The 15,856-nt window shown below is 60.0% G+C and carries 14 protein-coding genes and 1 pseudogene; 13 read left to right on the forward strand and 2 right to left on the reverse strand.

What is annotated here, in order from left to right; genetic code table 11:
• Window positions 1-255, reverse strand: a pseudogene (locus tag ACYP5B_RS21615) (transposase); the annotation flags it as partial.
• Between the two features lie 715 nt (window positions 256-970).
• Window positions 971-2,650 (reverse strand): sigma-54 interaction domain-containing protein, encoded by a 1,680-nt coding sequence (locus ACYP5B_RS21620; protein ID WP_459571028.1) that lies wholly within the window; start codon window positions 2,648-2,650, stop codon window positions 971-973.
• 284 nt (window positions 2,651-2,934) lie between these two features.
• Here ACYP5B_RS21620 and ACYP5B_RS21625 point away from each other — a divergent pair, with 284 nt between their 5' ends.
• The 13 genes from ACYP5B_RS21625 to ACYP5B_RS21685 form a co-directional block, all read left to right on the forward strand.
• On the forward strand, window positions 2,935-4,164 hold the full coding sequence (locus ACYP5B_RS21625; protein ID WP_459571029.1) for a CaiB/BaiF CoA transferase family protein: 1,230 nt from the start codon (window positions 2,935-2,937) through the stop codon (window positions 4,162-4,164).
• Between the two features lie 14 nt (window positions 4,165-4,178).
• Window positions 4,179-4,958 (forward strand): enoyl-CoA hydratase-related protein, encoded by a 780-nt coding sequence (locus ACYP5B_RS21630; RefSeq protein WP_459571030.1) that lies wholly within the window; start codon window positions 4,179-4,181, stop codon window positions 4,956-4,958.
• Window positions 4,959-4,975: 17 nt separating this feature from the next.
• The gene (locus ACYP5B_RS21635) at window positions 4,976-6,658 is read left to right on the forward strand and encodes a class I adenylate-forming enzyme family protein (RefSeq protein WP_459571031.1); all 1,683 of its coding nucleotides are present in this window, start codon (window positions 4,976-4,978) and stop codon (window positions 6,656-6,658) included.
• Between the two features lies 1 nt (window position 6,659).
• Complete coding sequence (locus tag ACYP5B_RS21640; protein WP_459571032.1) at window positions 6,660-7,430, forward strand: enoyl-CoA hydratase/isomerase family protein; 771 nt, start codon at window positions 6,660-6,662, stop codon at window positions 7,428-7,430.
• Window positions 7,423-8,178 (forward strand): SDR family NAD(P)-dependent oxidoreductase, encoded by a 756-nt coding sequence (locus ACYP5B_RS21645; RefSeq protein WP_459571033.1) that lies wholly within the window; start codon window positions 7,423-7,425, stop codon window positions 8,176-8,178. Before ACYP5B_RS21640 ends, ACYP5B_RS21645 begins: the two co-directional genes overlap by 8 nt.
• 14 nt (window positions 8,179-8,192) lie before the next feature.
• A complete protein-coding gene (locus ACYP5B_RS21650) occupies window positions 8,193-9,359 on the forward strand; it encodes an acyl-CoA dehydrogenase family protein (protein ID WP_459571034.1) in 1,167 nt (388 codons plus the stop codon).
• An 11-nt stretch (window positions 9,360-9,370) separates the two neighbouring features.
• A complete protein-coding gene (locus ACYP5B_RS21655) occupies window positions 9,371-10,246 on the forward strand; it encodes a 3-hydroxyacyl-CoA dehydrogenase family protein (protein WP_459571035.1) in 876 nt (291 codons plus the stop codon).
• A gap of 1 nt (window position 10,247) precedes the next feature.
• Window positions 10,248-10,904, forward strand: a complete 657-nt coding sequence (locus tag ACYP5B_RS21660) for a 3-hydroxyacyl-CoA dehydrogenase family protein (RefSeq protein ID WP_459571036.1) — start codon at window positions 10,248-10,250, stop codon at window positions 10,902-10,904.
• Window positions 10,901-12,031 carry a CaiB/BaiF CoA transferase family protein gene (locus ACYP5B_RS21665; RefSeq protein WP_318232781.1) on the forward strand — a complete coding sequence of 377 codons (1,131 nt, stop codon included), beginning with the start codon at window positions 10,901-10,903 and terminating at the stop codon, window positions 12,029-12,031. Before ACYP5B_RS21660 ends, ACYP5B_RS21665 begins: the two co-directional genes overlap by 4 nt.
• Entirely contained in the window at window positions 12,028-13,023 is a 996-nt protein-coding gene (locus tag ACYP5B_RS21670) for an NADPH:quinone oxidoreductase family protein (RefSeq protein ID WP_459571037.1), read from the forward strand. Before ACYP5B_RS21665 ends, ACYP5B_RS21670 begins: the two co-directional genes overlap by 4 nt.
• Before the next feature lie 451 nt (window positions 13,024-13,474).
• Entirely contained in the window at window positions 13,475-14,671 is a 1,197-nt protein-coding gene (locus ACYP5B_RS21675; protein ID WP_459571039.1) for an ABC transporter substrate-binding protein, read from the forward strand.
• Window positions 14,672-14,797: 126 nt separating this feature from the next.
• On the forward strand, window positions 14,798-15,568 hold the full coding sequence (locus ACYP5B_RS21680) for an ABC transporter ATP-binding protein (protein ID WP_318232784.1): 771 nt from the start codon (window positions 14,798-14,800) through the stop codon (window positions 15,566-15,568).
• Between the two features lie 9 nt (window positions 15,569-15,577).
• Window positions 15,578-15,856, forward strand: a 279-nt coding sequence (locus tag ACYP5B_RS21685) for an ATP-binding cassette domain-containing protein (protein WP_459571038.1), incomplete at its 3' end; no start/stop codon positions are given.

The following is a 15,856-nucleotide window of genomic DNA, read 5'->3' on the forward strand; positions in this document are numbered from 1 at the left end:
CTCGCGTACCGTCATGCCGCGCGCATACATGGCGATGATCTTGTCGTCAAAGCCAGTAAAACGCCGGTCGTGCTTGGGAATCAGGATGGGCGCGAAGCGGCCGTCGCGGTCGCGCGGGATCGCCAGGCGCAAGGGTCCCGTGTCGGTAAGCACGGTCTTGGCGCTGGAGCCATTGCGCTGGTTGGTGGCATCCTCGGGGCGCTCAGCGCCCGCCGGGTAGCCCAGGTGATGGCCCAGCTCCGCGCCCATCGCCCGCTACTTTGGCGCATACGGAGTCCGCGGCTTTGAGCGCAGTATGCTGAGCTTCGCCGGGATCAAGCCGATTCGCGAGAATCTGTACGGGCTCACCTTTGCCGACGAGAGGAAACGTGCCTGCTGGATCGAGAACATACGCGCACATGGTGCGAGCGGGAACTGACCGGAGCTTGGAAGGCATATGCATTGAATGTCTGTTTCTTGGCCGGGTGCCGTCATTCTGGTGGCCCTTGGCGGCCGGCCGATCATCGGCCAAAGCCGCCGGTCAGCCTACGTCGTTGCCGGAACAGATGGCCGACAAAACGCCCGTCGGGTAGCGGATCGTGGCACGGACTGCGGCCCACATCGTGAAAAGAAGTGGCGGCGATGCCGTTCCTCGGTGGGGTCTCCAATCTTGGCTACGATCTCGTGCAGAGCACAATCAAGATCCGACAAGCCGGTTTTGCCGATTGCATCGATTCGCACGAAAGCCCGCGGCAGTAGCGCGGTCGATTGCGTGCTACAAGGATCCGTTCCGCAGCATCCGAAGGCACTCTCACGCTGCGGCGGAGAGCGAGGTACCCTTGCTTTAATGCACACCCGCAACCTCGGAACTGTGCGATGCCTCACGGGGTAATGACGGGCATGTCTCGCACCGAACACGCACAGCGATGCAACGAAGGCTGTCATGTCCAAGGTCGCGGCCAGCGCGGCGGCCGAGAAATCCATGTTGCGCTCACCTCTCGATATCCTTCCCCTGAGCGGCCTCCGCTAAGGCATTGAGCCGTTTGTAGAGGTATGAGCGCGAAATGCCCAGTTCCTCGGCGACGCGCTTCTTGTTGCCTCCAGTGCGCTCCATAGCCTCCAGTATCAGATCGGACTCCACACGTTGCTTCGCATCCTTTACATCCGATTTTCCGGAGGACTCTCTCCCTAAATTCTGCGCGAAGCGACTGATTTCCGGCACATTATCCGCCCCTTCAAGGCTCCCAAAACTCGCTATGGAGAGCGTCGGTCCATCACTGAAAATCGCGGCCCGTTCAATCGCATGTTGCAGTTGACGAATATTGCCTGGCCAGGAGCGCGACTGGAGGAAACGCAACGCGGCGTCCGTGATTGATTTACGTGCGACACCTTGCCGGACGGCAAATGCTTCGAGGAAGGTGGCGGCCAGCTCGGGAATATCCTCCAGACGATCCCTGAGCGCAGGCAAGCGCAGTGTCACCGCGCTGATCCGATAGAACAGATCCAGTCGGAACGAGCTATCGGCGATCATCGAACTAAAGTCTCGATTACTTGCAGAAATCAAGCGGAAATCCGATTGCCTGGCACGGTCGCCGCCAACCCTCTCAAACTTGCCATCCTGCAGCACCCGCAGCAATTTCACCTGGATCTCGAGTGGCATGTCCCCGATCTCGTCGAGGAACAGGCTTCCGGTATCTGCCGCCTCAAACTTACCCCTCCTACCCTTGCGGTCCGCACCGGTGAATGCGCCTGGCTCGTAGCCAAACAGTTCGCTCTCGACTAGGTTTTGCGGCATCGCGGCGGAGTTCACCAGAACCAGAGGCTTGTCGCTTCTGGGACTGAGCATATGGATTGCATGCGCCACTAACTCTTTTCCAGTGCCGCTCTCCCCAACCAGTAGTACCGGGACATCGAGAGGCGCCACACGGACAATGTCTTCCTTGAGCCGGCGCACCGCCTCGCTGCGCCCGACAATCTGATCCAGCCCATAGGTTCGGTTCCTGATCCCGGAAAGCTCGCGCCTGACAAAGTCCAGTTCCATCTTTACCTGGGCCAGCTCGTTGCTCATCTCCTTGATGGCTTCCGGACCTTTGAACATAACCTGCCCGATCGCGGCGACGACGCGCTTGTTCCGGTCGAATATCGGGGTGCGCGAGACGATGCGGGTGACGCCGTTCATCTCCTGAAGCTGCGCTACCTGCGCCTTACCCGTTGCCACCACCTCCTGCAGCTTCGAATTCTCGATTACGTCCGTCACGTGACGCCCGATCGCTTCCCCGTGCCGCAAGCCAAAAAAGCGTTCGTGAACCGGGCTCATGTAACAGATTTTTCCAGCCGTATCCACGACCACGATGGCCTTGTATGGATCGGTGATGAAGTGCCGAATGATGTCCTCCGCCGAGTCGACGCTCGCAAGAAATTCGCTAAGCTCATCGCACTCACCCGCCGCGAAGATTAAAAAACAGATGCCTTCGGGACTGTGGACAGCGGCAATGGTAAGGGGACGCTCGAGGTCCGCCAGTGCCGAGAGGCGCTTGACCGGCACCTTGCCGCGATTGCGCCAAATGCCCGACAGCGATCGCGCTACCGACACATCGCGCCCTAGCCCGCTGGCGAACTTCGTCTCTCCTGCGTCATCGAGAACGAGGATACCTTCTGTCTCTTTCTTCATGTCTCCGGCCTCAATAGTCGGCTCTCTAACTTTCTCTTAGTGTACTCGGCGTGTACACAGACATGTAGTCGAAGAACACTTCCCGACTACACAAATTGGCGAGGATCCTCCACCAGGCTTTCGACGCCGGTCTCCGCATTCCCCAGCCAATCGGCCCAAAACCCGCGCCCGCCGCCGATTTACGGCGCATGCCTCACTCGGCTGAGCACATCCCGTGCCAACCGCGAATCTGGGTGGCATGGTGCTTGCAGTTCAGAGATCAACTCCCATCCGCCGGACTTGAAATGGACGTCCTGAACACCCTTCCGATATTCCCTATCTCTGCCGGCCTTCAGTTCCTGCGAGAGGTCACCGTGCTCGATCTCACCACCTCAATTGCCGGCCCGTATGGCACTCAGCTTCTTGCCGACCTGGGCGCAGAGGTCATCAAGGTAGAAAAGCGCGGAGGTGGCGATGACACACGGGCGTGGGGCCCTCCGTTTCTGGATGGCGAATCCCTGTGGTTCCTCAGCGTGAATCGCAACAAGTCGAGCATCACCATCGACCTGCTTCGACCAGAGGGAAGAAAGGTCCTCTACGAACTCATCAAGGACAGTGACGTAGTTGTCATGAACACGGTAGCGCGAGTCCAGGAGAAGCTCGGCCTGGACTACGCGACCCTCAGGGCGGTCAATCCATCGCTGATCCACGTCTCCATCACTGGCTTCGGCTTGGAGGGCCCCCGCGCGGACCTGCCTTGCTACGACCTCATTGCCGAGGGCTACTCCGGTGTCATGGACCTTACCGGAGAGACGGAAGGCGCCGCGCAGAAGGTCGGCACGCCGGCCGCAGACCTCCTGGCTGGCCAGGACGTTGCACTGGCGACGCTGGCGGCACTCTATGAACGCCAGCGGACCGGTGCAGGCCAGCAGATCGACATATCGATGGTGGCGAGTGCGACCCGATTCATGGCGCCAAAGATCGTGCCCTTCCTTGGATCCGGACAGGCTCCCCGGCGCTCTGGCGGCAGGGACTCCGTTATTGCTGTCTATCAGGTCTTCGACACCGCCGATGAGCCGATCACCCTTGGCTTGGGCAACGATGCGATATGGCAGCGATTCTGGTCCGCCGTAGGTCGCCCCGAATACGGTCAGCAAGCAGGCTTCGAAACCAACTCGAAACGAAGACACGCGCGCGAGCGTATCGTCGCAGCGATCGCGGACATCCTGCTCGAACGCACTCGCGCCGACTGGCTTGCCCTGTTCGAAAGGCACAGGATTCCGTCCGGACCGATCAACACGATCGAGCAGCTCGTCGCCGACGCGCCACTCCGGGAGGATGGCCTCTTTTTTGCGGTACAAGGCCCGGCCGGCTTGATTCCCCAAGTCGGCTTGGGAATTCGCTTCAACGGCAGCAATCAGGTAATTCGCACAGCACCACCCTCCTTGGGCCAGGACTCCGAGCGCATCCTCCGCGAACGGCTCTCGATGTCCGCTGCATGTATAGCCGGCCTCATGGATTCAGAGATCGTTTAACCAGGAGACACAACATGAACTATGACGAAATCCTCTACGAAGAAGATGGCCCGATCGGCACGATTACACTAAATCGTCCCCACGACGGGAACATGTTCACCGAAAAGATGTGCCACGAGATCCGCGACTGCATCAACGAGATTCGTCGTGAGACTCGGACCCGCGTGATCGTCATTACTGGCGCCGGCGAGAAGTTCTTCTGCACGGGAGGCAGGAAGGATGGCATGCAAGACACCACGCTTTATGCCGGCGTACTGCCGACACTCGAGATGTACGAGAGCATCGATCGTCTGCAGAAGCCCGTGGTTGCCTCCGTGAACGGCTTCGCCGTCGGCGGTGGCAATGTCCTCCAGGTCGTCTGCGATCTGACCATCGCAAAAGAGTCGGCGGTCTTCCGCCAGGTCGGCCCCATGGTAGGCAGTTTCGACGCGGGCTACGGCACTTGGTACCTGGAAGATCTGGTCGGCAAGAAGCGCGCTAAGGACATCTGGTTTCGAAATCCCAAGATGAGCGCCAAGGAAGCCTTGGAGATGGGCCTGATCAATAAGGTCGTCCCCGATGACGAACTGAAGACGGCTACCAGAGAGTATGCACTGGAGATCGCCGAACGGGGGGCCTTCGCGCTGGCCTCTCTCAAGAGTGCATTCAACGCACGGCACGGCGGGGTCAGTGGGTTGTCGCGTATGGCCCACGATCTCCTTCTTCGTGGCTATCTCGATACCGAAGAGCATGATGAACTCGCAGCAGCCTTCGCCGAACGGCGCAAGCCTGATTCCGCGAAGTTCGGACACTGATCCAACACATCACGGCCATGCAAAATATCCTCACCCTCCACAACCCTCAAAATGCCAGAGACTACTATCTCTCCGGCATCTGGCAGCAGGAAACGCTATACACGCTCGCGCGGCGCCATGCCCGCGAGCGGCCCAGCGCGTGTGCCCTGCGCGACGCCGATGTCCGCATGAGTTGGCGGGAGGTTATCGACTGGGTCGATAGCGTCGCCGAGGATCTGCACCGGAAAGGCCTCAAGCCTGGCGACCGCGTCGGCGTTTGGCTGCCGAACGTGGTGCAGACCGCCATCGTATTCCTCGCGTGCTCGCGAAACGGCTATGTTTGCTGCCCGTCTCTCCACCAGAACTACACGGTAGACGAGATCTGCACCTTGCTGAACCGTATCCAGTGCCGGGCGCTGTTTGCCATGGAAGGATACGGCGCGGATTCGGATTGCAATTCCATCTTCGCGCGCGTGGCCAGTGTACCCACCCTCAGTGCTGTCTATGCGCTTACCAACGCACGGGGGACGACCACGCCAGTTGCCGCAGGTTCGCAGCCCTTTCCTGGCCGGCAGCCCCCGTCGGCACTTGCGTTACCCGACCTGAACCCGGACAAGATCGTCTACCTGGCGTTCACCTCCGGTACGACCGGTCAGCCCAAGGGCGTCATGCACAGCGATAACACGCTGCTGGCAAACGGGCGAGCGCTCGTAGCCGACTGGGGACACACGGCAGAAACTACGCTCCTCACGCTCAGCCCTATGAGCCACCATATTGCCACTGTTGCGATCGAACAGATGCTGGTGGCAGGCCTGGAACTCGTCATGACCAACCTGGGCCGCGGCGAACACGCGCTGGACTGGATACTCGAGACCGGTGCGACCTACGTCATGGGCGTACCGACACACGCGATGGACATCCTGCAGGCTATCCGCGACAGAGGGTTGTCCTCTCTCGGTAATGTCCGTACGTTCTATATGGCAGGTGCTGCCATCCCGCGCGACGTTGCCGAGAAGTTCGTTAGCCTGGGCATTACGCCGCAGAACGTCTACGGCATGACGGAAAACGGGTCACACAACTATACCGTTCCAACTGATACCCAGGACACCATTGTCTCCACTTGCGGTCGTGCGTGCCGTGGATACGAAGTTCGACTGTGGAAGCAGGACGACTCCGACTCGGAAGCTGAAATTGGCGAGGTCGGCGAAATCGGTGGTCGCGGCGGAGTCCTGATGCTGGGCTATTTCAGCAATCAGGTCGCGACGGAGACATCCTTCAACATCCACGGCTGGTTCATGAGCGGCGACCTCGGCGTTATGGACGAGAACGGGTGTCTTGTGATTGTGGGCCGCAAGAAGGACCTGATCATCCGGGGCGGACACAATATTCATCCTGCACACATCGAAGAACTTGCCATGCGCCACCCAAGCGTGGAACGCGCGGCAGCGTTTCCGGTTCAGGACGAGCGTCTGGGCGAGAAGGTCTGCCTGTCTATCATTCCCCGCGCCGGCAAGAGCGTAGACCCTCAGCAAATGCTTGACCACCTGGCGAGCTGCGGACTGTCGAAGTACGACATGCCCGAATACTTCCTCGGCCTCGACGCCTTCCCCCTGACTGCCAGCGGGAAGATCCTCAAGCGGGAGCTCGTCGAGCTGACCCGTACCGGCAAACTCGCGCCTTTGCCGGTCCGCTACAACGCGAAAGCTGCTGCGGGAGCCTGACATGACAATACAACTGACATTCGCCGGGCCCTATGCTGTCCTGACCCTGAACCGTCCAGAAGCATTGAACGCCCTGCAGTTCAGCATGATCGAGGCGCTTTCCCGCGCGATCGACGAGGTGGCCGCCTCCCCAGCGCGCGCACTGATTATGACAGGAGCAGGGCCGAAGGCTTTTTGCGCAGGTGCGGATATCAAGGAACTCATGGACCGCGACGTCATGGCGCAGCGTCAGGGAGCACAACTCGGCCAACGCACCTTTGCCAAGCTGGCCGAGCTGCCAATCCCTTCCGTCGCCGTACTTCATGGTTACGCGTTTGGCGGTGGGCTTGAGCTGGCCATGGCTTGCACCTTCCGGATTGCAACCCCTAAGGCAAAAATGGGGCTGCCCGAGATCAAGCTGGGACTGATTCCGGGCTACGGGGGAACCCAACGCCTTCCCCGCCTGGTCGGAGAAGCGCGCGCTACGGAGTTAGTAATGTCCGGCCGCACCATCGAGGCTCAGGAGGCCGACCGCATCGGCCTGGTCAATCAGCTAGTTGATGGCGAAGACCCGCATGAACTTGGCAAGGCTTTCCTCTCTCAGTTCATCACGTTCAGCAAGTGCGCCTCGACGTTTGCCCGGGAAGCCATTCAGCGTGGCATGTCGACAACGCTGGACGAGGGCTTGCGCATCGAGGCCGACCTCTCAACGCTTGCGTACCGGACCGAGGACGCAGAGGAAGGCATGCGTGCCTTCATCGAGAAACGATTGCCGGAGTTTAAAGATGCATAGCATGACCGACGGCTGTGTGGTCGTCACCGGCGCTAGCCGGGGAATAGGCGCTGCGATAGCGGCGGAACTGGCCAACAACGGCTTCCAGGTAGCCTGCCTATCGCGTTCCGGCGACTTGCCGGTCGAGGAGAGCCTCACAGGCGAAGTGCGTGCGCGCATGTTCGCGGTCGCATGCGATATCACGGATCAGGCCTCGCTCAAGGCAGCATTCGATACGGTAGCTACTTCGACCGAAAGACCAATCGTGGGCCTTGTTAACAACGCAGGCGTGCATCTGCAGGGGAAGTCGGCATCTTTTCCCCTGGCCGAATACGAAAGGGTGATGACAACAAACGCCACGTCCGTCCTGTCCGCGAGCCAGGTCGCCCACCCGTTCCTGGTGGCTGCCGGTTCCGCACTAATTGTCAACATCGGGTCATTCTTCGACAAGCTTGGCGTTAAAGGGAATGTCGCATACTGCGCGTCCAAGGCCGCGGTGGGCGCGATCACCCGATGCCTTGCCGTGGAGTGGGCAAGCGCAGGAATCCGCGTACTGAATGTCGCTCCTGGGTATATCGAAACGGACCTGAACCGCGAAGAACTCAACTCAGGACCGCTCCACGCCTTTCTCGAGAAGCGAATTCCAACTGGCGGGCCGGGCAACGCGCAGGAGATCGCGGGGCTGGTAACGATGTTGTTCCAACTACCTGGCCACTTCCTTACCGGTGAGACGCTGTATATCGATGGCGGCCAAGGTATGGCACTCTAAAACAGGAGCGAGACATGAATATTCTGGAACGCCTTGACGCAAGGCTCAACTTCTCCGATGAGGAGAAGATGATCCTCGACAGCGTCAAGGCCTTGTGCGAAAGCCAGATCGCGCCCAAAGCCGCTGAGTATGACCGGTCGGGCACCTTCCCATGGGAAAACATCGAGGCAATTAATGCACTCGGGCTGAACGCCATGTTCGTGCCGGATACCTATGGCGGTGCCCAGCTTTCGTACCTTTGCTACCTGGCGTGCGTTCGCGAAATATCGAAAGCGTGTGCATCCACTGGCATCATCTGGGCAACAAACTTTCATGCCATCAAACCGCTCATCGAGTACGGCAACGAAGAGCAGAAGCAGCGGTTCCTGCCGCGCATCGCCGATGGCGCAATTGCATCCCTTGCGATCACTGAGCCTTCTGCCGGATCAGACGCTACCGGCATGCGCACGACATTCACCCCCAATGGCGATGAAATCGTCGTGAACGGCGGCAAAGTGTTCATCACCAACGGCGATGTGGCAGACCAGTATCTGCTGTTCGGCAAGTGGTCTGAAATCAGCGACAGCAAGCGAGCTATTTCGGCTCTGGTTCTGGAGAAAGGCACGCCCGGCCTGTCGGTGCTCAGCACCGAGCACAAGATGGGGACGCGAGCATCGAGTACGGCGGCCCTATCTTTCGACAACTGCCGCGTTCCCCGGGCCAACCTCATCGGTAACCCGGGAGACGGACTCCAGATCCTTTTTGGCTCGCTCAACCGTTCCCGCCCCAGCGTCGCGGCGCATGCCCTCGGAATCGCCCGGGCGGCATTCGAGGACGCTACCGCGTACATCAACGAACGCAAGCAATCAGGGCGGCGGATCCTGGAGTTCCAGGGCATCCAGTTCATGCTGGCGGACCTGGCCTCCGAACTGGCGCTGTGTGAGTCCTGGCTATGGCGAGTCGGTGAAATGGTTGATGCCGGCGAACGTGATTTTGGGGTGGAGGCATCGATCTTGAAGCTGCGCGCAACGGATGCGGCCATGCGCATTACGACAGATGCAGTCCAGTTGCTCGGCGGCTACGGCTACTGCAATGACTATCGCGTCGAGCGTCTGATGCGCGACGCGAAGATTACTCAGATCTGGGAAGGCACGAATCAGATTCATCGCCAGTTGATCGGCAGAAGCTTCCTGGCCAAATAGGAGAGATAAACATGACAGAAATTCAGACCGTTGGAATCGCTGGCAGTGGCACGATGGGTATGGGCATCGCGATCGTGGCCGCACGCGCCGGCTTCAAGACCCTTGTTTTCGATAAGAGGCAAGATGCGCTGGACCGCGCCAAGAGCCAAACCGAAGGATTCCTGAAGAAATCTGCGGAGCGCGGGAAGATTCAGCCTGCCGACGTCCAGGCGATCATGGACCGGTGGGAAGGAACGACCAGCCTGGATGCCATGGCCGAATGCGATATCGTTATCGAGGCCGTTTTCGAGGATCTCGCCGTCAAGCATGAGCTTTTCACCTCGCTCGACGCGATCTGCCCTCCCCATACGATCTTCGCCTCGAACACCTCGACGATCTCGATCACGGAGATCGCTGGAGGCTCCGGTCGTCCCGACCGCTTCGTCGGTATGCATTTCTGCCTTCCCGCTCAGTTGATGAAGCTGGTCGAAATGTCGCCTGGTCTCGGCACCTCCGATGACACCTTCTCCCATGCGTGGGGCTTCGCCGAGCAGTTGGGGCAGAAGCCGGTCAAGACCCTGGATACGCCCGGGTTCATCCTGAACTACTTCCTGATCCCCTTCAACAATGACGCCATCCGGCTCGTCGAACAGGGCGTCGCCGAGCCATCCGACATCGATGCGGCAATCAAGGTGGGACTGGGCTACCCCATGGGTCCGCTTGAACTGCTCGACCTCGTCGGACTCGACACACAGAAGCTCCTCTGCGAGGCGATGCACGGATTGACGCAGGAGCCCCGCGCAGCGTGCCCCCCTCTGGTTCGCCGCATGATCGCAGCGAAGTGGCTGGGCAAGAAGGCCGGCAAGGGCTTCCATGTCTATGGTGATTCAAAAATGTTCGGAGCCTAATATGACCTATGAAATCGTCAACACGGGGAACAGCCGCTCGTTTCCCGACGCACATCCTTTCCTCGCACAGGCGGCTGACTCCGGCCTGGGGCGCGTCTTTCTTGGTATCGGCGCCGGCGAGGCCTATGCCCGCACTTTCCCAGACTACGCGGCGTCCTTCATCGCGATTGAACTCGGAACCGAGTGCCTCGGTGTTCATACCGGGGAGCACGGCGGCACTGAAGGCTCGAACGTGGTCGGCTTCGCGAGATTTCGCCTCGGCGATGCTGCGCCGAGCAATCTGGTCGAGCTCGTCAAGCAGCCGAATACGCTCGACAGCGCCATCGAGGCGGCGAAGAGCGCCTTTACCTCGGCCGGCCTGACCGTGGCGGTCTGCAACGACTTTCCCGGCCGCATCATCGATAGACTCGTTCGTCCATACTACAACGCGGCGCTTCGACGACTCGACGAAAAGCTCGCCACCGCGGCTGACCTCGACAAGACACTGTGCCTTGGCCTCGGGTATCCGGAGGGTCCGATCTCACTGCTGGAGCGCACTGGACTCGCGCATCACTACGCTGTCACGTCAGCGCTCTACGAGGCTCTTGGCCAGGAAGCCTATGCACCGGCTCGTCGCGCCCGCGTTGCCGCCGAGCGCGCCGAACGGACGGCATCATGACGCAGCCACTGAGCGGCGTGAAGGTGCTTGACTTCAGCACGCTGTTGCCCGGCCCCCTCTGCACACTGCTGCTTGCGGAAGCGGGCGCGGAAGTCATCAAATTCGAGCGCCCGCTGCGCGGTGACGAGATGCGATCTTACGAGCCGAAAATCGGCTCGGACAGCACAAATTTCGTCCTGCTGAACCGCGGCAAGCAATCCGTTGCCATCGACCTCAAGTCGCCATCTGCGCTCGCAAGCCTTGAACCGCTGATTCGCGAAGCCGACGTGCTTGTCGAGCAATTTCGTCCGGGAGTCATGGACCGGCTTGGTTTGGGCTACGCAGCATTGGCGCAGATCAACCCGGGCCTGATCTACTGCTCGATCACTGGGTACGGACAGGACGGGCCCAAGGCAAACGATGCAGCGCATGACCTCAACTACGTTGCAACGACCGGAATGCTGTCGCTGACCGCTGGCAGCGATGGCATGCCCGGCCTGCCGCCAGCACTGATAGCCGACATCGCGGGCGGAGCCTACCCTGCGGTGATTAACATCCTGCTGGCGCTGCGACATCGTGACCAGACACAGGTTGGCGTCCATCTTGACATCTCGATGGCGGACAACCTCTTCACGTTCCTATACTGGGGCCTTGGCAGCGGATGGCGCGGAAGCTGGCCCTCCTCGGCCTCGGAACTGGTCACAGGAGGCTCCCCGCGTTACCAGATCTATCGGACTTCGGACGACGAGTACCTAGCCGCGGCGCCGATTGAGGATAAGTTCTGGAGCAACTTTGTCGAGCGGATCGGGCTTGAAGAACGGGTCCTCGCGGGTCAGGACCCGAAGCAGACCAGGGAATTGGTCGCCGAAGTCATTGCGGGAAACACGGCGGCGTTCTGGGTCCAGCGCTTTGCCGGCCACGATGTATGCACGGTCAAGGTGGTCAGCCTGGAAGAGGCCAGCCAAGATCCCCATTTCGCATCCCGCGGATTGTTTCAACGGCGCGTCCGGAGCAGTTCCGGCGAAGAACTCCCGGCGCTGCCCATCCCTGTCATCAGCGCATTTCGCGGCGCGGAGCTGACACGTGATGCGCCGCGCCTTGGTGGCTACGACGAATGCATCTCAACCAGGAGTGAAAAAACGCGATGAAGGCCGTAACTGTCCAAGAGTTCTGCGAACCAGAGTATCTGTCCGTCGGCACGCTGCCAGATCCCGCGGTTGGACCCAACGATGTCCTCATTGAGGTGAAGGCTGCAGCGGTGAACTACCCCGACCTGCTGGTCGTTCGCGGCCAGTATCAGATGCTGCCGGAACGACCATTCGCGCCGGGAAAAGATGCTGCCGGCATAGTGAAGACTGTCGGCAAGGACGTGCAGCGGTTCCGACCCGGCGAACGTGTCGTGGCACAGCTTGAGTATGGCGGCTACGCCGAACTTGTGAGTGTCAACGAAGCGAGCTGCTTTCATTTGCCGGATTCCATGCCGTTCGAGGATGCCGCAGCGATGGGGCTTGTCTATCAGACCGCATATTTCGGACTGATGGAACGTGGTGGCTTCAAGCCCGGAGAGGCAGTACTCGTAACGGGCGCCACGGGTGGAGTCGGTTCAGCAGCACTGCAGATCGTCCAAGGCCTGGGCGGCAAGGCGCTCGCCGGCGTCGGCAGCACCGCTCAAGCGCAACTCGCTGAAGAACTCGGCGCGGCTGCGGTGATCGACCTAGCCGTACCCAATCTTCGCGAGTCTGTGCGGGAGCAGGTTCGGCAAGCCACCGGCGGAAAAGGCGCTGATGTGCTTCTGGACACATTGGGCGGAGACGTATTTGATGCGTCCCTCCGCGCTCTCGCTTGGTGTGGCCGCGCCGTGATTATCGGCTTTGCCGCCGGGCGAATCCCCGAGATCAAGGCCAACTACTTGCTGGTTAAGAACATTACCGCTACCGGCTTGCAGTGGAGTGACTATCGGGAGCGGCAGCCAGAGAAGGTTCTGGCTGTTCAGAAGGAAATATTCCGCCTCTATGAAAGGGGTGCGATCAAGCCGCGCATTGCCGCTGTGCTCCCCCTTGACCGCGCAGGTGAAGCGCTGGCCGCCTTGCGGTCGGGCCAGGTTTCGGGAAAGTACGTCCTGAGTCTGAGCATGGGCTAGCGGTCTGACGGACCGTTCTGCTACGCACCGACAGTCCGTGGCAAACCGGATTCCCGGGCCTCTAGGTGCGTGGCGTCGATGCAGCCTTCCGCACGATAGCCAATATCGCGCCTACCTCTGGCCTCTACGCCAGCTTCTCATCTCTTACTGGACATCCATCGATTGCGGTGAGGCAAGGGCCTTCTGTTCTAGGGCGTAAACACGCCGTTTGACTACAGTCACGGCCGCCCGAGTGTAGTCGGAAGTGTAGTTTCGGAATACATGTCGCTCCAAGAAAACTGTCCTCGAAGCTGCCCTCGAGGACAAAAAAGCTCAAAAACCGTAGGTTAAATGGGAATTTCTTTCTGGCATCAAATTTGCTCATAAGAACTGTCAATCGTACGAACACAGCTAAATCGTCCGATACACGAACGACCAAACTATAGATATAAATTGGAGACACTCGATCATGATGAAAGTACCCCTTTCCTATGGCTTTGCGCTGTTGGCAATGGCTGCCTCTCACGCTATGGCCGCTGATGAGCCATTCCGAATCGGAGCGCTCGTCGACATGAGTGGTGTCTACTCCGGCATTGGCGGGCCAGGCGGCGTCGCAGCGGTCAAGCTGGCAGTGCAGGACTTTGGCGGCAAGGTGCTGGGCAGGCCGATCGAGGTCGTCTCTGCCGACTACCAGAATAAGGTCGATGTCTCCGCGACACGGGCTCGAGAATGGTACGACCGCAGTAACGTCGAGATGATTATCGAGTCGACCGATTCGGCCTCCGCGCTAGCGTTGCAGAAACTGGGGGCAAGCAAGAAGAAGATCACCATATTCGCTGGATCAGCCACGACCGAACTAACGGGAAAGCAATGCTCCCCTTACGGGATTCACTATGTCTACAACACATACGCTTTGGCCCACGGCACAGCCCAAGCGATTCTCGAGGAAGGCAAAAAAGACTGGTTCTTCGTGACTGCTGACTATGCCTTCGGCCACTCCCTCGAAGCCAATGCAACGAGCGTCGTCGAAAAAGGGGGCGGTAGAGTTCTGGGCAAGGTAAGGCATCCCCTGTCGGCATCCGACTTCGCCTCGTTCCTCCTGCAAGCGCAGGCTTCGAAGGCCCAGGTCGTGGCCCTTGCAAATGCAGGGCGAGACACCCAAAACGCGGTCCGTCAGGCAGCCGAGTTTGGCATGGGTGGCAGCAAGCAGATCGTTGCGCCACTGCTGATCTTCGACAATGACCTGAGGGGAATGGGACTGAAGGTCGCCCAGGGATTGCAGTTCACTACCGCGTTCTACTGGGACTACAACGACGAGACCCGTGCGTTCGGGAAGAAGTACTTCGCTCAGACCAAGGCCATGCCCACCATGGTCCAGGCTGGTATGTACTCCGCGGTCATGCAGTACCTCAAGGCAGTACAGGCAGTCGGTAGCGCTGACGCAGACAAGGTCATGGCGAAGATGCGCGAAACCCCAATCAACGACTTCTTCGCAAAGAACGGACGAATCCTGGCGAACGGCCAGATGCTCCATGACATGTATCTCGCCGAAGCCAAGAAGCCGTCCGAGTCCAAGGGGGAATGGGATCTCATGAAAATTCGCAAGGTGATCCCCGCTGACAAGGCGTTCGAGCCGCTCGCTCAAAGCGCTTGCCCGATCAAAGGCTAAGTCGTCACCGCGTCTATATCGACGGCGGACGTTGCGAGGTGCCCGTCTTTCTGACCAGCGTCCAGACTACCCGCAACCTCCGCCGATTCCAACGGCAATACACGCCAGAACCGTCCCCATCCTGCCATGTCGGACCTCATCTTGCAGACCCAGAAGCTATCAAAGAGCTTCAAGGGATTCACTGCTGTCAGTAACGTCGACCTGCGCGTGCAGCGCGGGACCATCCATGCACTGATCGGCCCCAATGGCGCCGGCAAGACCACGTGCTTCAACCTGCTCACCAAGTTCCTGACGCCGACGACCGGCACAATTTTGTTCAACGGCATCGATATCACGGGTGAAAAGCCGGCCCAGATCGCCAGGCGTGGCGTCATCCGGTCGTTCCAGATCTCCGCCGTGTTCCCGCATCTGACGGTGCTGGAGAACGTGCGCATCGGCCTCCAACGGCAGCTCGGCACTGCCTATCATTTCTGGCGAAGCGAGCGCACGCTCGACACGCTCAATGCACGCTCCATGGAACTGCTCGACGAGGTCGGGCTGGCCGATGTAGCCGAGGTCGTAACCGTCAGCCTGCCGTACGGGCGCAAGCGTGCGCTCGAGATCGCCACCACGTTGGCGATGGAGCCGGAGCTGATGCTGCTGGACGAGCCCACCCAGGGCATGGGGCATGAGGACGTGGCGCACGTGACCGAGCTGATTCGCAAGGTCGCGGTGGGGCGCACCATTCTGATGGTCGAACACAACATGAACGTGGTCTCGTCGATCGCCGACAAGATCACGGTACTGCAGCGCGGCGCGATCCTGGCCGAAGGGCCATACGCCGAGGTATCGAAAGACCCGCGTGTGATGGAGGCCTATATGGGCACCGTCGAGGCCGAATTGCAGGGCGCGCACTAAGGAGCCAAGATGAGCATATTGCCCGCACTCGAAATCAAGGACCTGCACGCCTGGTACGGCGAATCGCACATCCTGCATGGCGTGGACCTGACAGTGAATCCCGGAGAGGTCGTCACCTTGCTGGGCCGAAACGGCGCGGGGCGCACCACCACTCTGCGCGCCATCATGGGCCTGACGGGCCAACGCAAGGGTTCGATCCGCGTCAACGGCACCGAGACCATCGGCATGCCGACGCACAAGATCGCGCACTGCGGCATCGGCTATTGCCCGGAAGAGCGGGGCATCTTC

This window comes from Cupriavidus sp. 8B, from assembly GCF_054589115.1.